Source organism: Streptomyces sp. NPDC056160 (genome assembly GCF_042268205.1).
GTDB lineage: Bacteria > Actinomycetota > Actinomycetes > Streptomycetales > Streptomycetaceae > Streptomyces.
In genome coordinates this window covers 1-16,994 of record NZ_JBHJUW010000166.1, presented here as the reverse complement: position 1 = coordinate 16,994, position 16,994 = coordinate 1, and the positions used below count along the sequence as shown (strand labels likewise).

The window sequence follows — 16,994 nt, the reverse complement described above, 5'->3', positions numbered from 1 at the left end:
CGCACCGAGCCCGCGTTGCCCGGCCTGAGCAGGGCCGCGGCCGGTTCCCCGGTGCCGTCCGGCCCGTGGTCGACGAAGGCCATGAGTGGGTGATGTCCGTAGGTCCGCTTCCAGGTGGGTGCGGCGTCCTCCTTGTCGGAGTGGGCGATCACCAGTACCCCGTCGAGGTCGACGGTCACCGTCCCGTCCGCGTCAGGCGCCGCCCGGCCGGCGAGCTGCCAGACCCGCTGACGGGCTTGGGCCCGTGCGGAGCGGATGGCCTTCAGGGCCTTGTCGCCGGAGGCGGCGAGGGCGTCGACGAGGCGGGAGACCGTCGGGTCGGAAGCGACCGGCCCGAACACGGCTGGCTCGGCCCGCAGCATGCCGACATCGGCCAGGCAGTCCCCACCCGACGCGAGTGCCAACGCGACGTCCAGCAGGATCTTGCCCGGGTCGTGAACGGCCCTCGCCTTCCGCCACGGCGACAGCGTTGCGGATATCGCCTGGTCAAGTCCGGCCTTGCGGACCGTCTCCACGAGTAGGACCGCCCCGGCCTGCGAGAGCACCTGACGGCCGTCCCCCTGGACGCGGACACGCGGGTACGACGCGGTAAGCTCGCTCACCTGGAAAGTGCTCTTTTCCTCGCAGCCAACAGGACCCTCAGCAAGTCCTACCGTTGCAGGTCAAGAGCACTTTCTGCGTTTCTGATCAACCACTGGACAGGCCATCTCGTGAAAGCGCGAGGCTAACCAGCCGCGATGCGAGCGGGTCGGGGGTTTGGCGGACGTGGAGATCGGTTACACCCGAACCGCCTCATCCGGCGCGACGAGCACGTCGGCTCACGACGTTGCCACCAGGGCCCCGATGATCAGACGCGGCCCGCATGCGAGAGGTCATGGCGGAGGTGCGCGGCGGTGTAGGAGTCGGTGGTCTTCAGAAGATCGGCTGGAGTTCCTTCGAACAGGATTCGTCCGCCGTCGCTGCCTCCTTCGGGGCCGAGGTCGATGATCCAGTCGGCGCTCCTGACGACGTCGAGGTTGTGCTCGATGACGATGACGGTGTTGCCCTGGTCCACGAGGCGCTCGATGATGCCGAGGAGGCGGTGGACATCCGACATGTGCAGGCCCGTGGTGGGTTCGTCCATGACGTAGACGCCTCCCACGCGGTGCAGGTCGGCCGCGAGTTTGAGGCGCTGGCACTCGCCGCCGGACAGGGTGCTGAGCGGCTGGCCGAGCCGCAGGTAGTCCAGCCCCACCTCGTTCAGGGCGTGCAGGACGGGGCGGAGCTTGGGCTCGGTGAAGAAGTCGGCCGCTTCGGCCGTCGTCATCTCCAGGACGTCGCTGATGGACCTGCCCCGCAGGCGGTGGCCGAGGACGTCCTCGGAGAAGCGGCGGCCCTGGCAGACCTCGCACACCGACTTCAGCGTGTCCAGGAACGCCAGGTCGGTGTAGAGGACGCCGAGCCCCTGGCAGTTGGGGCAGGCGCCCTTGGAGTTGGCGCTGAACAGGGAGGCGCTGACTTTGTTGGCGGTGGCGAACAGTTTGCGGATTGGTTCCATCAGGCCGGTGTAGGTGGCGGTGTTGGAGCGCCGGCTGGTGGTCACCGCCGACTGGCCGATGACGATCGCGTCGGGGTGCCGGCTGAGGAACTCATCGTTGACCAGTGTGCTCTTGCCCGATCCGGCCACGCCGGTGACGCCCGTCAGGACGCCGGTGGGGAAGCCGACCGTCACATTCTTGAGGTTGTGGCTCGTCGCGTCGGTGACGGTGAGCGTCCCGGTGGCGCGCCGGGGTTCGGTCTTCACAGGCAGCCGGTGCCTGAGGTGGCGTCCGGTGAGGGTGTCGGCACGGGTGAGTGTGGCGAAGCCGCCTTCGAAGACCACTTCGCCGCCGAGCGTCCCGGCTTTCGGGCCCATGTCGACCACGTGGTCCGCGATGGCCATGATGTCGGGGTCGTGCTCGACCACGAGCACGGTGTTGCCCTTGTCCCGCAACGCGATGAGGAGTTCCTTGAGCCGGCGCACGTCCCGGGGGTGCAGGCCGACGCTCGGCTCGTCGAACACGTACAGCATCTCGGTGAGGCTGCTGGACAGATGCCGGACCATCTTGATCCGCTGGGACTCGCCGCCCGAGAGCGTGCGGGTCTCCCGGTCCAGGCTCAGGTAGCCGAGTCCGATGTCGACAAGGTGGTGCAGACGGGTGGTCAGGTCGTCCAGGACCGGTTTCACCCGGGGCAGGTCCAGCCCCGCCAGGACGTGCGCGAGGTGCTGGGCCTCCATCGCGGTGAGGTCGGCGATGTGGTGGCCGCCGATCCGGGTGGCCAGCGCGGCGGGCGCGAGGCGGGTGCCGTCGCAGTCGGGGCAGGAGGCGGTGCGGGCGAACCGCTCGAACACCCGGCGGCCACGCTCGGACATGTCCTCCTTCTTGATGTAGAGCCGGGTGAACTTGTCGACGAGGCCCTCGTAGCGGACGTTGAGGGTGTTGCCCTGCCAGAGGAGGCGGAGCTTGTCCGGCAGTTCGCCGTGCAGCAGCAGCTGCCATTCCCGCTCGGTGAAGTCGGCCAGCGGCTTGTCGTTGTCGAACAGGCCGGACTCCACATAGCTCATCCAGTACCAGCTGTCGGTGGAGAAGTCCGGGTGCAGCAGTGCGCCCTGGTTCAGGGACCTGCTGCGGTCGAGGAACGCGTCGAGGTCGAGGCGGACGGTCGTGCCGAGGCCCTCGCAGGTGGGGCACATGCCCTGGGGGTCGTTGAAGGAGAACGCGCTCGGCGGCAGGCCGGCGGGATCGCTGGCCCGGGAGAACAGCAGACGCAGCAGCGGGTTGATGTCGGTGACCGTGCCGACGGTGGAGCGCGGGTTGCCGCCCAGGCGTTTCTGGTCGATGACGACGGCCGCGGAGATGTTCTCGACGGCGTCCATGTCCGGCCGCCCGTGGTCGGGCAGGAAGGTCCGGACGAACGCGCTGAAGGTCTCGTTGAGCTGCCGCTGGGCCTCGGCTGCGAGGGTGTCGAACACCAGGGACGACTTGCCCGAGCCGGAGACACCGGTGAAGACGGTCAGTTGCTGTCTCGGGATCTGCAACGAGACGTTCTTGAGGTTGTTCTCCCTGGCACCGGTCACCTTGATGGCGTCGGTCCTCACGTGTGCTCCTCGGTGGTGCGGGTGGGCTCCCCCCTGCGGGGGATGAAAGGGGGAGCCCGGTCTCGGGTGGGCCTGCGGGCGGTGCCGTCAGGCGTTCTCCTTGCGGAAGGTCCGCGTGCCCCACAGCAGGGCGAGGGCGGCCATGACCAGCAGCACGAGGGAGCCGGTCAGCAGCCCGGTGGCGCTCATGTCCCCCCGGAACGCGGCGCGTTCGGCGTCGACCACGTGAGTCAGGGGGTTGATCCGGGCCAGGTTGTACAGCCAGCCGGGGGCCAGTTGCTCGGAGACCGGCAGCAGCACCCCGGACAGCAGCAGCAGCGGCAGGAGCACGGCGTTCATCAGCGCGGGGAACGCGGCCTCGCTCTTGAGGACCATCGCCAGTGCGTACGATCCCGAGGACAGCGTGATCGCCAGGACCGCGGCGATCACCAGGCTGAGCAGCAGCCCGGTCGCCGAGACGTCGAGGTCGAAGACGAGCAGCGTCACCAGCACGATCAGTACGGACTGCGCGGTGGCCTGCACGGCCTGGGCCAGGACCTTGCCGAACAGCAGGGCGGCCCGGCTCGCGGGCGTGCCGCGGAAGCGGTCGACGATGCCGACCCGGTACTCGGTGAGCAGCCCCACCCCGGCGAAGGAGCCGCTGAACAGCGCCGTCTGGACGATGAGGGCCGGGGTGAGGACCTCCCAGGCGCCGCCGGGCGGGAAGCCGGGGGTGTGGTCGACCACGGACACCATCAGGGGGCCGAAGAGGAACAGGTACAGCAGCGGCTGCATGATCCCGATGAGCAGCCAGGTCGGGCTGCGCAGCGCGAGCTTCATGTCCCGAGCGAAGATCAGTTGGGTGTCACGCAGCATGGGCGGCCTCCCTGGCCTCGGGCGCGGCCTCGTTGTCCCGCAGGGAGCGTCCGGTCAGGTTGAGGAACACGTCGTCGAGCGTGGGGCGGTTGACCTTGACGGAGGCCATGGTGATCCCCCGGCCGTCGAGGGCGCGCAGCAGCTCCGGCAGTGCGGCGTCGCCGCGAGGCACCCGGAAGCGGACCGTGTCGCCGTCGACGCTCACCTCGCTCGCGCCGGTCAGCCGCCCGGCGACGTCGGCCGCCTCCGCGGCCTGGTCGGTCACCTCGATGGTGATCACGTCACCGGCGACCCGGGCCTTGAGGGCGTCGGGGGTTCCCTCGGCGACGATCGTGCCGTGGTCGGTGACGAGGATCCGGTCGCACAGCGCGTCGGCCTCGTCGAGGTAGTGGGTGGTGAGGAAGACGGTCGTGCCCTGCTCGGAGCGCAGGCGGCGGACGTGCTCCCAGAGGTTGGCCCGGCTCTGCGGGTCGAGGCCGGTGGTGGGCTCGTCGAGGAAGACGAGCGTCGGTTCGTGGACGAGTCCGAGCGCGATGTCGAGCCGGCGGCGCTGACCGCCGGAGAGCGTCTTGACGGGGCGCTGGTCCAGGCCAGCGAGGTCGAGCCGCTCGGCGAGCAGGGCTCCGCGCCGTTTGGCCTCGGTGCGGGACAGGCCGTAGAGCCGAGCCTGGAGTTCGATCTCCTCGGCGACTCTGGACTCGGGCCAGGTGGCGCCGCCCTGGTGGACGCAGCCGATCCTGCGCCGCACGCCCTGGGGGTCCGTCAGCAGGTCGCAGCCTGCCACGGTGCCGGTTCCGCCGGTGGGGCGCAGCAGGGTCGTGAGCATCCGTAAGGTCGTGGTCTTGCCCGCTCCGTTGGGGCCGAGGAAGCCGACCACCTCCCCGGGCGCCACGTCGAAGTCGATGCCTTTGACCGCTTCGACATCCTGGCCGCGCACGGTGAACCGGCGAGCGAGACCTCGCACTGTGATCATGAAATCCTTCTCTCGGCCCGGCAGTCGCCCGGCCGACTCGCGGCGCCCGGCCGGGATGCCGACGTCGGCGCGCGGCTCGTCAGGACTGTCCATCGGCCGCCGCCTGGTACTCGGCGAGGCGCTCCTGCGCCTCGGCCATGTCCTCGGCGGTCGGGGCGTCGTCCTGGGTGAGCTTGACGCGCCAGTAGCCGCTGAAGTCGATCGTGCGCTTGTCGAGCCCCCGGTCGCTGACCAGGTGACGGCGCAGGGTCCGGACGACGCCGGCCTCGCCGGCCAGCCAGGCGAAGGGGCGCCCGGGCGGGAACTCGGCGCCGCGGACGGCGTCGATGAGGGCTTCGCTGCGGCCGGCCGGGGTTCCGTCGCGGTGCAGCCAGTGCAGGGTGGCGTCGCCCGCCGTCTGGAAAGTCTGCTGCTCGGCCTGGTCAGCGACCTCGATGTAGACCTGGGCGCGGGCCCGCTCGGGCAGGGCTTCCAGCAGGGTGCCGATGGCGGGCAGCGCCGTCTCGTCGCCGGCGATCAACAGCCAGTCGGCGGAGATGATCGAGTCCGTCAGGGCGACCGGTCCGGTGTAGATCGCGGAGGGGCCGACCATGCCGAGCCGGTCTCCGGGGCGGGCGGCACCGGCCCAGGCGCTGGCGGGGCCGTTGTCCCCGTGCAGGACGAAGTCGACCTCGACGGTGTTCGTCCCGGGCACCCGCCGGCGCAGGGTGAAGCTGCGCATCCAGGGCCGCTCGTCCTCCGGAATGGCCAAAAATGCCTGGTACCAGCCCGTCGCGTCGTCGCTCTGCTCCGGTACGACGGGCCGCTCCTGGCCGGGCCGGGGGAAGCAGAGCTTGAGCTGCTGGTCCGGGGTCAGGCCGACGGAGTCTTCGAGGTGGTCGGCCTCGAACGTCACGCGGGCCATCCGCGGTGTGATGCGTGTGATGTCGGTGACCTGGATGAACGTGACGGGGAGCTCTGCCATCGGAAACCTTCCATGAACGTACAGGCATACCGGGGCGAGTGGCCGCCCAGCTGGTATCCTTACAGCGTAAAGAGTTATGCCGGTGAGGTTACTTTATGCAGTAAGGAGTTGCAAGGTGGTAGTTTTCGCCGGACAGGGCGATTCCCGCCGATCCATGTCCCTGCTCTGGCAATCGGCCGAACCCGGGGGGGCCGCTCTCAAACCCGGCCCCAAACCCGGACTCGACGTGGACACGATCCTGGCCGCGGGTATCGCGGTGGCGGACGAAGAGGGCATGGCAGCCCTGTCCATGCGGGCGGTCGGGACCCGGCTCGGGCGGACCGCCATGGCGCTCTACACGTACGTGCCGAGCAAGAGCGAACTGGTCGACCTCATGCACGACCGGGTGCTGGCCGAACTGCCCACGGAGTACGACACGAGCGCGGGCTGGCGGCCGGCGATCACCGAGTGGGCCGGCGACGCCTGGGCGTTCTATCTGCGCCACCCCTGGGTGCTCCAGGTCTCGCAGGCCCGACCCGTGCTCGGACCGAACGAGTACGCGCGACTGGAGACAGTGGTGCGGATCCTGGGCGGAATCGGCCTGGAACCCCTGCGCGTCAGACGGGTCATCGCGGTGTTGTTCCAGTTCGTGCGGGGCATGGCCCTGGTCGCGACGGAGCACCGGCAGGCGGCGCCGGAGACCGGGGTGCCCGACGAGGTGTGGTGGGCGCAGCGGTCCGCGCTGCTCTCGGAGTTCGCACCCGACTTCACCGAACGCTTCCCCGCGCTCGCGGCCCTGGAGTCGACCGCGAGCCTCGCCGCCATGACCGAGGCGGAGGCGGGCGGCGCCGCGTCGCACATGGAGCAGGAGGCGAGGGATGCGTTCCGGGTTGGCCTGGGGCTGATCCTCGACGGCGTCGAGGCGGCGATGCGGACGGACTCCGACGGCACGCTCCACGCCTCGGCTGGCACCCCCTGACGGGGTCGTGGGGGGGGGGGGGGGGGGGCGCGCGGCGGCCCCCGCCCCCCCCCCCCCCCCGGGGGGGGGGGCGGGGGGGGGGAGAACAGACAGGCACCCCACCCGGCCCCACGGGGCGGGGGGCCCACCCCCCCGGGGGTGCGGGCGGCCTGGCGCACGCACCCCGCGGCCCCCCCCCCCCCCCCGGGGGCCCCCCCCGCCGGGGGTCGGGGGGGCCCGGGCGGGCCCGCACGATCCGGCACCTGCCGCACTCCCGAAGCGGTCGGTCTCGAAGCCGATTGAACCCCAATCGGCCAACCCCGGCCGGAAATGTTCATTGACGGCATCTCGGACGGTGACTACCGTTTTTTGGACTTGCGCCCTTAATGGCTTGAGGGCGCGATGGATGGTGCGAGATGCATCATGCCCCGATTTCAGGAGAAAGCCGGTGCAGCACATCGCAAAGTACGACCGGAGTGACCGTCCATTGCCAGTCGGCCGCCGAGCGACCCAGGCGGCCCGCCCCCGCAGACCCGGCGAGCAGGATCGAATATTCACCACCCGGGTCGGCCTCAAGATACCCACCAGCCTCACCTACGACCGATGGGAGAAGGCCGGGCAGCACATCTTCCAGATCGCCGACTCCTCCGCCTGGTGCCTGGGCGACTGGCTCGTCTACGGCCAGGACCGCTACGCGGACCGCTACCAGACCGGAGTCCAGGCTGCGGGCCTCGACTACCAGACACTGCGCAACTACGCCTGGGTGGCACGGCACTTCGAGCTGTGGCGTCGGCGCGAGACACTGAGCTTCGGTCACCACGCCGAGGTCGCCTCCCTGCCGCCGGCGGAGGCCGACACCTGGCTCGACCAGGCGGAGCAGCACGGCTGGTCACGCAACCAGCTCCGACTGCGGCTGCGGGAGAGCCGCAGAGGAGACCGGCCCGCCATTCCGGCGCGGGCCAGCCAGCTCCGGATCAGCGCCCCCTCCGACCGTGTCCAGCGCTGGCGGGAGGCCGCGTCGAGAGGAGACCGCGACTTCGAGGAGTGGGTCCTGCTGACGCTCGACCGTGCCACCGTGCACGCGCTCGGCCAATGACGTCCCCGCCCGACCACCGGAGACCGCCCCAGATGGAGATCCGCATCGACCACCGCACCTGTATCGGGTCCGGGCAGTGCACCCTGACAGCACCCGCCGTCTTCACCCAGGACGACGACGGGTACGCCACGCTCGTGCCCGAGGGGGTGCGGACGGCCACCCCGCGGCAGGTCACCCAGGCCGCGCTGTCCTGCCCCGTCCAGGCGATCGCCGTGGGGAACGCACCACGCGGCGCCTGACGACACGACTCCCGCCCCCCCAGGGCTGAGGGCTCCATGGTGCAGATCATGGAGCCCTCAGTGCTGCGCTCACCTTATGGCCCGAAGAAGGCCGTGCTTGTTTCAGTTGCACTCACTTCGGCTGTGCTCACTTCGGCTGTGCACACTTCAGACGCCGAGCCGCAGGCGCAACGCGTTCAGGCGCCAACTGCCGGGCAGGTGGGCGCGTTCCCGCTCCGGATCGCCGTCCGCGAGCGCGAGGTCCGGGTAGCGGGCCAGCAACCGGGCGAGCGCCACCTCGCCCTCCTGCCGGGCCAGTGTCGCGCCCAGGCAGTAGTGGATGCCGTGGCCGAAGCCCACGTGGTTCTCGGCCTGCCCGTCCGGCTGACGGGTCAGGTGCAGCCGGTCCGGGTCGGTGTAGTGCCGCGGGTCGAAGTTGGCGGAGACCAGCACCGGTTGGACCGCGTCACCGCGGGCGACGCGCGTACCGGCGATCTCCAGGTCCTCGACGGCGTAGCGCAGTCGGGCCACCTGCACCGAGCCGCATCAGCGCATCAGCTCGTGCACCGCTCTCGGGAGCAGCGCCGGGTTCTCCTTCAGCCGTGCCAGCTGGTCGGGATGGGTGAGCAGGGCCGCGGTGCCGTTGCCGATCAGATGCGTGCTCGTCTCGTGGCCGGCCAGCACCAGGGTGAGGACCATGGTGACCGTCTCCGTGTCGCTGAGCCGTCCGCCGTCGTCGTCCTGCGCTCGGATCAGCTCGCTCAGCAGATCGTCCCTGAGCGCGGCGCGACGCTGTTCGATCAGTTGATGGCAGTAGTCGATCACCACGGGAAAGGAGTGCTGGAGGCGTTCGGGCCGCATCGACACGAGGTCGCCGCCCCATTCCCGCCACCGCTCCAGGTCGACCGCGGGGATTCCGACGAGCCGACAGATCACCGTGATCGACAGGGGGTAGGCGTAGTGCTCCAGCAGGTCCACCGTCCCGTCCCGCGCCGCCCGGTGGGGCATCTCGTCGAGCAGCCCGTCGGCGATCTGTTCGATGGCGGGACGCAGATCGAGGATGCGGCGGGCGGTGAACGCCCGGGTCACCAGGCGGCGCAGCCGCGGATGGTCCGGCGTGTCGCTGTCCAGGAGGGAGCCGAGCAGGTAGATCCGTAAGTGCTCGGGGACGTTGAGCAGTTCCATCATCCCCTCACGCGGATCGGCGCCCTGGGCGCCGGGTACGTGCGACGGGGTGTTGACGAACCGCGGGTCGCTCAGCACGGCACGGACGTCGTCGTAGCGGGTCACGAACCACACCGGCGTGCCGTCGACGAACCGGCCGCGGACGACCGGGCCCTGTTCGCGCAGCCGGCCGTACCCGCCGAAGGGGTCCGCGAGCAGATCGGGGTCCATCATGTGCGGGCCGGCGGGGCGTCCGGGATCGTGGAAGACATGGTCGGCTCCGGTACTCGCTGGGGCGTCACTTGACCGCGCTGATCACGCCGTGCGGCGTCCACCGGCCGCCGGGCAGCCGCTCGGGCTTGACGAATCCGGCCGCGGCGAACCACTCCTCGTACTGGCCCCACCGGTAGATCGTGCTGCTGGCGGCCGGCAGCGTCGCGAAGTACACGTTGTCCAGGGCCGCGTACAGCGGGCCGTCCCCGCTGTCGTCGGACATGGCGTTGAATACCAGGACCCGCCCGCCGTCCGGCAGTGCCGCGTGTGCCTTGCGCAGCAGCCGGATGTTCTCCTGCGGTGACCAGATCACCAGCTGGTTGGCGAAGAGCACGCAGTCGTGGCCGGTCGGGTAGGTGTCGGCGAAGATGTCCGCGGCCTGCACGGAGATCCGGTCGGACAGGCCATGCTCGGCGATCTTCTTGCGGGCGATCTCCACCGTGCCGGGCAGGTCCAGGACGGTGAATTCGACGCCAGGGTTGGCCTGGGCGAGGGCGAGGGCGTTAACACCGTCGCCGCCGCCCACGTCCAGCACGCGGCGCACTCCGGTGAGGTCGGCCTTCTCGACGAGTACGGGGTTGGACAGCCGGGACCAGGACCGCATGCAGCGGTAGAACAGCTGCTCCAGCTCGGGGTCCGCGGACAGCCGGTGGTAGAGGTCCTCCCCCGTGCCCTTGATCCGTCGCAGGCCGACGTTGGTGTTCTCGCGCAGCGACGCGATGAAGTCCACCTCGGCGGGCCGGACGATGCGCTCCTCGTACTCGACGAGATCCTCGATGATCTCCCAAGTGCCCTCTGCGAACAGACCGTTCAGCACGTCGGCGTTCTCGTAACCATCGCCCTGTCGTGCTGTCAGCCCGAGGGCGGTGGTGCCGAGCAGCAGGATCTGTACCGGCCGCTCCTCCAGAGCGAGTTCCCGGCCGATCTCCGGCGGGGTCAGGCCCGGTCGCCGGTGCAGCAGGGGGAACAGGCCCAGTTCGCTGCCCGCGCGGAGCATCTGGAAGGCGGAGGAGCCGAACAGGATCTGTACCAGTCCGTCGGTGGTGAGCCGGGATGCGTGAGCCATGGGCACTCCGAATCGGCTGAGGTGAAGAGGGTGGTGTGCGGGGAGGCGGAGATCAGGTCACCCGGGCGAGGCCGGCGGGCCGGGAGGCGTAGGCGCCCTCGGCCACGACATCGCGGATGCGGGCCAACGCGTCCCAGACGTCGGTGAACCGGGTGACCAGGGGGGACAGGCCGATACGCAACCGGTCCGGGACCCGGTAGTCGCAGACCACCTTCGCGTCCGCGGCCAGCGCCTGGCAGATCCGCCAGGCGTCAGGGTGGTACAGGGACACATGCGAGCCGCGCCGCTCGGGCGGGCGGGGCGAGGCGGGCCGGAAGTCCAGCGGGGCGAGCCAGTCGTCCGCCAGTTCGTCGGCCAGCCGGCCCAGCCGCAGCCCCTTGGCCCGGATCCGCGCCGTCCCGGCCTCCTCGACCAGGGCGAGGGCGGGATCGATCGCCGCCAGCGACACCAGCGGCGGGGTGCTCACCAGGAACCGCTCGATGCCCGGCACCGGGTCGTAGTCGGGCCCCATCTCGAACTGCCCGCGCTGCCCGTACCAGCCCCACACCGGCTGCCGCAGCCGGGACTGCAGCTCGCGCCGCACATAGAGGAAGGCGGGTGATCCCGGGCCGCCGTTGAGGTACTTGTACGTGCAGCCGACGGCGAGCTCCGCGCCGGTGCCCGCCAGGTCCACGGGGACGGCACCGGCGGCGTGCGACACGTCCCACAGCACCCGCGCGCCGACCGCTCGGGCCAGGTCGTTCACCTGCGCCATGTCCAGCAACGCGCCGCTTCGGTAGGAGACCAGGGACAGCACCACCAGCGCGACGTCACCGCCGAGCGCCGAGCGCAGGACGTCGAGGTCGAGGCCGCCGTCGAGGTCGGACGGCAGCCGCACCAGCCGCAGCCCACGCTGTTCGGCAAGGCCCTGGACGATGTACCGGTTGGTGGGGAAGTCCTCGGCGTCCATCACGACGGTGCCGCGCCCCGGTGCCGCGTCGAGGGCGGCGGCAGCCAGCTTGTAGAGGTTGACCGACGTGGAGTCGGAGATCACCACCTCGCCGGGCGCGGCGCCGAGCACATGCGCGGCGAGGCGGTCGCCGAGCCGGGCGCCCCAGTCGATCCAGCCCTGCCAAGACCGCACCAGTCCGCCGCCCCAGCCCTCCTCGACCACCTCCCGCAGCACCTCCGGTGTGGCGGCGGGCAGCGGGCCCAGCGAGTTGCCGTCCAGGTAGATCAGCTCCGGATCGGCGATGACGAACCGCTCGCGGAACGCGCCGAGCGGATCGCCCGCGTCCAGTTGCTCGGCCACCGTGCGCGGGATCCCGCTCACCATCGGCCCTCCTCTTCTGTCTCATGTCGTGCGTGTCCGCGTGTCCCGCTGTCCGCGGGCAGGCCCTGGGGCCCGGTCAGAGCGTGGAGCGCACTGACCACAGTTCCGGGAAGAACCGGTGTTCGCTGATCCCGGCGAGCCAGGCCACGCCCTCGGTGCCGCCGGTCCCGGGCTTGGCGCCCAGCATCCGCTGCACGGTCACCAGATGGGTGTAGCGCCAGCGGGCGAACTGGTCGGCGGTGTCCATCAGCGCCTCCGCGAGCAGATGCAGGTCGCGATGGCGCACGGGGTCCCGGTAGACCGCCCGCCAGGCCTCCTCGACCTCCGCGCCGGCGCGGTACGGCCGGGTTACGTCCCGGTCCGTGGCCTCATCCGGCGCGAGCAGTCCGCGGCGCGCCAGCAGCGCGAGCGCGGCGTCGTACAGGCTCGGCTCGTGCAGCTGGCCGACCACCGCGTCGTAGCCGGCCGTGTTCCGGTGCGGCGCGGTCATCGCGGGGTTCTTGTTGCCGAGCAGGAACTCCAGGCGCCGGTAGCCGGCCGACTGGAAGCCGGAGGCCGACCCCAGGACGTCCCGGAACTCGGCGAACTCCACCGGGGACAGCACGGAGAACGTCTCCCACGACACCAGCAGCACCTGCTGCACCCGTGCGGCGCGGCGCAGCGTCCACAGCGCGTCGTCGAGCAGGTCGTCGGCCAACTGGTCGCGCGCGGTGCTGAATTCGGTGTGCAGCAGCTTGAACAGCAGCTCCTTGACCTGGCTCATGATGATGAACCCCGGCTCGGTGCGGGCCGAACTGAGCGGATGCTGCAGGCCCAGCAGCTCGTCCATCCGGGCGTAGTGGGCGTACGGGGTGGTGTCCGACGGGGACCCGGCGGACAGTGGGCACGCGGGGCTCGCGGTCGTCTGTTCGGTGGTCATGCGGTCGTTCCTTCCAGTCCCAGCTGCGCCAGGACCGCGTCGCCCAGCCCGGTGCCCGGCACGCCCAGGTCGTAGGGGAGGTCGAAGTGGTCGCGCCGTTCGGCGACGATCTCCGTCACCGCCGCCCGGGGGCGCAGCGCCGCCACCATCCGGTCGTGCTGGCGGACGTACTCCTCGGTCTCGTTCCCGCCGCGGGCGATGACCGTCGGCGGCAGCGGCGTCGGCAGGCGAAGGATCGGGCTGTTGCGCCGGGCCGCGGCCTCGTCCAGCCGCAGGGCGTCGTTGACGTAGGACAGGCGCACCGGCTCCAGGTCGTACATGCCGCTGAGCAGCACCGCCCCGGCGATCCGGCCGGACACGTCCGGGCCGGCCGACGCGTCCGGCAGCAAGGCCATGGCGGCCAGGTGCGCGCCGGCCGATGTGCCGCACAGGTGGAGTCGGTCCGGGGTGAACCCGAGCCCGTCCGCGTGCCGCAGCAGCCAGTCCGCAGCCCGGCGCACCATGCCCGCCATGGCGTCCAGGCCGACGTCCGGCGCCAGCCCGTACTCGATCACCGCGACCGCCGCGCCGGCGGCCAGCAGCGGCGGCACCGGGAACGCCGATTCGGCGCGGCCCAGTGCCTGCCAGTTCCCGCCGTGCAGGAACACCAGCAGCGGGGCCCGCCCGGCCGCCTGCCCGGGGAAGTAGTCGAGCCGCTCCGCCGGATGCGGGCCGTAGGCGAGGGAGGTGCGCACCGGGTGGTCCCGGCGGGCGGCCTCGCTCAGCCGCTCGTACTCGCGCAGGTAGGCGTCCAGGCTCGCCACGCGCGAACTCGGCGAGTACTGCCGGTCCAGCGTGGCCTGGTCCATGCCCCGGTACACGGCACCTGCGGCCGGCGGTGCGTCGCGCATGCGCTCAGCTCCCCGGCGCGTAGGTGGCACGGGCCCGCTCGTACACCTCGGTCAGCAGCGGGTCGATGCCGTGCGAGCCGGTGCGGTAGCGGGAGCCGAAACGGCTCGCATACTCCTCGAACCACTCCCGCCGGTCGGCCAGGAACAGCACGTCGTGGATCGCCATCGACCGCACCGCCATCATCGGCACCGGGGCGTGACTCACCTCGAACGCCGGGTTGCGCGCGGCCTTCTCCTCGCACTTCTCGTGGAACTGGGCGATCATCAGCCCCCGCCGCACGCTCTCCGGCTTCAGCGCGGTGTGCGCCGCGTCCAGCAGGTGCAGGTGCTCGGCCGGAAGGTCCGGCAGGACCAGCAGCAGCGAGCGCAGATTCGGGTTGCCGGACTTCCAGTCGACCTCGCTGAACTCATCCAGGCCGCAGCGGACGATCTCGTCGAGCAAGGTCTGGCTCGGGGTGGGGCCGACGAGCCTGACGCGGATCTCCAGCGCGCCGGCACGCTGGACGGGTTCGACGAACGGGCACACCGGGCCGGTGCGTCCGAGTTCGCCGTGCGGTCGGCGGATGTACTCGTTCAGCCATTCGTCCACGGCGGCCAGGGCCTTGGCCACGTCGACGGAGAGCACGTCGGTCAGCATCAGTGTCAGTCCTCGGGTGTCGGTCCTCGCGGACGGCGGATTCCTGGTGGGCGGAGCCCGCGAAGGTCACTCGTCGCCGGTGAGGTCGTGGAGCTTGGCCGACAGGATGCGGCCGATCTCGGCCAGCGTGTCCGGGCGGGTCAGCATCGACCCGTGGTCGCCAGGCACCACATGGGCCTCGACGGAGCCGCGCACGTACGGCTGCCAGGCCGCGGCAGTGACCGGCGGGTCCTGCTCCTCCGAGCAGGCGATCAGCAGCAGGTCACCGTCGATCGGGCCGGGCCGGTAGTCGACGGTCAGATGGGTGTTGTTCGCCGAGATCTCAGTGATCGTCGTGAGCCGGTCCTCCTCCAGGTTGGCCAGCACACTGCCCTGGCGGCGCAGGATCTCCCGCGCCTTGGCGAAGGTCATCTCGCCGTCGTCGCGGTGGCTGCCGTCGTCGACGAGACTGACGTGGTAGAGCAGCATCACCCGGTCGTCCGGGGCGGGCACGTCGGCGTGGGTGAGGCCCTGCCAGTCGGGGATCACGTCGAGCACCGCGACCAGCGCCACCGGCTCGCCACGCCGCTGGAACTCCGCGGCCAGCGCGTGCGCGCACAGTCCGCCGAACGACCAGCCGGCCAGGTGGTACGGCCCGTGCGGCTGCACCCGCTGGATCTGGTCGGCGTAGTCCACCGCCATCTCCTCGATGCTGGCGGGCCGGGGTTCCGGCCGGGCCAGACTGCGCGCCTGGATGCCGTACAGCGGATACTGCGGCCCCAGGTGCTTGATGAGCGCGCTGTACGACCAGCTGATGCCCCCGCCGGGGTGGACACAGAACAGCGGCGGCCTGCTGCCCCCGGTGCGCAGCGGCAGCATCACCTCGTACGAGCCGTCCGCGTCGTCGACGTCGAGCCGGGCCGCGATGCCCGCCGGTGTCGGCGCCTCGAACAGGCTCCGCACGCCCAGCTCGACACCGAAGGCCGCGCGCAGCCGGGCCATCAGCCGGGTGGCCAGCAGCGAGTGCCCGCCCAGATCGAAGAAGTCCTCGCTCACACCGACCACCGGTCGGCCCAGGACCTCCGCGAACAGCTCGCACACCACCTGCTCCTGCGGGGTGGCCGGCGCCCGCCCGATGTCAGCGTGCTCCGGTTCGAGCGCCGGCAGCGCCGCACGGTCGAGCTTGCCGTTGGCGGTGAGCGGCAGCCGGTCGAGCGGAACGACGACGGTGGGGCGCATGTACTCGGGCAGCCGACGGCGCAGGTGCTCCCGTACGGCCATGAGCAGGGCGCCGGTGCTCCGGCCGGTGGCCGGGCTGGTGGTCCAGGACGAGAGCGGGGTGCCGGGGCCGGCCGCGCCCGTGGGCGCGTAGGCACCGACGGGCACCGCCTCGCCGAGCAGTTCGCGCTTGACGTACGTGAGGTCGAGGGCAGCCGGGTCGTGCCCGTTCCAGCTGATCGCCGTCCAGTAGCCGTACTTCTCGCCCAGGCGGTGCAGGTCCTCCGGATCGGCGCCGGCCGTGTCCCGGAGGTCCGGTGCCGTCCCGGCTTCGAGCGCGCGCTGTGCGGCGAGGTCGGCCGCGATGCGCGCATGAGGCACCCCGGTGACGCGCAGCCGGTCGGGCCGCGCGCTGCCCAGATGATCGGCGAGGGCACCCAGGTCACGGGGCCAGGGTCGGGTGGGGGCGTCGGTGAGGGGGTGGGTGGTGATGCCGGTCTTGTAGAGGGTGGCGTCGTAGCGGTAGCGGGTGAGTTCGTTGTGGGCGGTGCCGCGCTTGAGCTGGATGTCGGTGCCCGCCAGGTCCGGGACGTGGTGAGCGAGGGCGCTGAAGTACTCGGGATCGACGAGGAGTTCCTTCTCCAGGACCAGGCTCTGCTCGACGGCACGGCGGATCGCGGCCGTGTCGTTCGGGTCCTCGGCACGCGCCGTCTGCACACCCGAGGCGAAGGTCCGCAGCAACCGCGGATTACGCAGGTCGCCCAGGAACAGCGCGCCACCGGGCGCGAGCAGACGGAATGCCTGCTCGACGACCTGTGTCAGATATCCGCCGTTCGGGAAGTACTGGGCCACGGAATTGACCACGATCGTGTTGAAGTGCGCCTGCGGCAGGTCGCCGTGCTCGTGGGCGGCCTGCACCCGGAGCCTGACCCGCCGGGCCAGCTCGGGGTCATCGTCGACATGGCGCCGCAGCTCCTCCACGACGACCGGGGAGAAGTCCGTGCCCCAGTACTCCTCGCACTCGGGCGCCAGTCCGGACAGCAGCAGACCAGTGCCGACACCGATCTCCAGGACACGGCCGGGCTTGAGCGCCCTGATCCGCTCAAGCGTGGCCGCACGCCACTCGCGCATCTCGGGCAGCGGGATCGGCTCGCCGTCGTAACTGCCGTTCCAGCCGGAGAAGTCCTCACCCAGCGTCGAACCGGGCGCCGAGTACAGCGAGTCGTAGAGATCCCGCCACTCGCCGATCTGGTCCCGCGCCTCCTCGTCGCCCGTCGGTCCGCTGGTGTCGGGGACGACGTAGGCGATCAGGCGGGGGCTGCCGGGCTGGTCGTGGTGGGCGACCACGGCAGCCTGGCCGACCGCGGGATGATCG

14 protein-coding genes and 1 pseudogene are annotated in these 16,994 nt (G+C 71.1%); 3 read left to right on the top strand and 12 right to left on the bottom strand.

Annotated features, from left to right (window positions below):
• The 5 genes from ACFC02_RS36895 to ACFC02_RS36875 all read right to left on the bottom strand — a co-directional run.
• Window positions 1-602 (bottom strand): transposase (locus ACFC02_RS36895; protein ID WP_376366661.1); only part of this gene is annotated, 602 nt, incomplete at its 3' end.
• Between the two features lie 245 nt (window positions 603-847).
• Complete coding sequence (locus ACFC02_RS36890; RefSeq protein ID WP_376366659.1) at window positions 848-3,118, bottom strand: ATP-binding cassette domain-containing protein; 2,271 nt, start codon at window positions 3,116-3,118, stop codon at window positions 848-850.
• 87 nt (window positions 3,119-3,205) lie between these two features.
• On the bottom strand, window positions 3,206-3,973 hold the full coding sequence (locus ACFC02_RS36885; protein WP_376366658.1) for an ABC transporter permease: 768 nt from the start codon (window positions 3,971-3,973) through the stop codon (window positions 3,206-3,208).
• Entirely contained in the window at window positions 3,963-4,946 is a 984-nt protein-coding gene (locus ACFC02_RS36880) for an ATP-binding cassette domain-containing protein (protein WP_376366656.1), read from the bottom strand. The genes ACFC02_RS36885 and ACFC02_RS36880 overlap by 11 nt, the downstream gene beginning before the upstream one ends.
• Window positions 4,947-5,025: 79 nt before the next feature.
• Window positions 5,026-5,910: a siderophore-interacting protein gene (locus ACFC02_RS36875; RefSeq protein WP_376366654.1), complete on the bottom strand. Its 885-nt coding sequence runs from the start codon at window positions 5,908-5,910 to the stop codon at window positions 5,026-5,028.
• Between the two features lie 115 nt (window positions 5,911-6,025).
• Between ACFC02_RS36875 and ACFC02_RS36870 the strand changes: the two genes are divergently transcribed.
• From ACFC02_RS36870 to ACFC02_RS36860, 3 genes are all read left to right on the top strand, one after another.
• The gene (locus ACFC02_RS36870) at window positions 6,026-6,868 is read left to right on the top strand and encodes a TetR/AcrR family transcriptional regulator (RefSeq protein ID WP_376366652.1); all 843 of its coding nucleotides are present in this window, start codon (window positions 6,026-6,028) and stop codon (window positions 6,866-6,868) included.
• 427 nt (window positions 6,869-7,295) lie between these two features.
• Window positions 7,296-7,943, top strand: a complete 648-nt coding sequence (locus ACFC02_RS36865) for an LmbU family transcriptional regulator (protein WP_376366650.1) — start codon at window positions 7,296-7,298, stop codon at window positions 7,941-7,943.
• A gap of 32 nt (window positions 7,944-7,975) precedes the next feature.
• Window positions 7,976-8,182, top strand: coding sequence for a ferredoxin (locus ACFC02_RS36860; protein ID WP_376366648.1), 207 nt, complete (start codon window positions 7,976-7,978; stop codon window positions 8,180-8,182).
• A 147-nt stretch (window positions 8,183-8,329) separates the two neighbouring features.
• On the opposite strand, the pseudogene ACFC02_RS36855 reads toward ACFC02_RS36860, so the two are convergent.
• The 7 genes and pseudogenes from ACFC02_RS36855 to ACFC02_RS36825 all read right to left on the bottom strand — a co-directional run.
• Window positions 8,330-9,346, bottom strand: a pseudogene (locus ACFC02_RS36855) (cytochrome P450).
• Window positions 9,347-9,623: 277 nt separating this feature from the next.
• Window positions 9,624-10,664: a 3-hydroxy-D-kynurenine methyltransferase AcmL gene (gene acmL / locus ACFC02_RS36850; RefSeq protein WP_376366646.1), complete on the bottom strand. Its 1,041-nt coding sequence runs from the start codon at window positions 10,662-10,664 to the stop codon at window positions 9,624-9,626.
• A 52-nt stretch (window positions 10,665-10,716) separates the two neighbouring features.
• On the bottom strand, window positions 10,717-11,979 hold the full coding sequence (locus tag ACFC02_RS36845) for a kynureninase (RefSeq protein ID WP_376366644.1): 1,263 nt from the start codon (window positions 11,977-11,979) through the stop codon (window positions 10,717-10,719).
• A 73-nt stretch (window positions 11,980-12,052) separates the two neighbouring features.
• Window positions 12,053-12,895 carry a tryptophan 2,3-dioxygenase family protein gene (locus tag ACFC02_RS36840; protein ID WP_358414675.1) on the bottom strand — a complete coding sequence of 281 codons (843 nt, stop codon included), beginning with the start codon at window positions 12,893-12,895 and terminating at the stop codon, window positions 12,053-12,055.
• Window positions 12,892-13,785, bottom strand: coding sequence for an alpha/beta hydrolase (locus ACFC02_RS36835; RefSeq protein ID WP_376366642.1), 894 nt, complete (start codon window positions 13,783-13,785; stop codon window positions 12,892-12,894). The genes ACFC02_RS36840 and ACFC02_RS36835 overlap by 4 nt, the downstream gene beginning before the upstream one ends.
• A 4-nt stretch (window positions 13,786-13,789) precedes the next feature.
• Entirely contained in the window at window positions 13,790-14,422 is a 633-nt protein-coding gene (locus tag ACFC02_RS36830) for a DUF6875 domain-containing protein (RefSeq protein WP_376366640.1), read from the bottom strand.
• A gap of 66 nt (window positions 14,423-14,488) precedes the next feature.
• Window positions 14,489-16,994, bottom strand: a 2,506-nt coding sequence (locus ACFC02_RS36825) for an alpha/beta fold hydrolase (RefSeq protein WP_376366638.1), incomplete at its 5' end; no start/stop codon positions are given.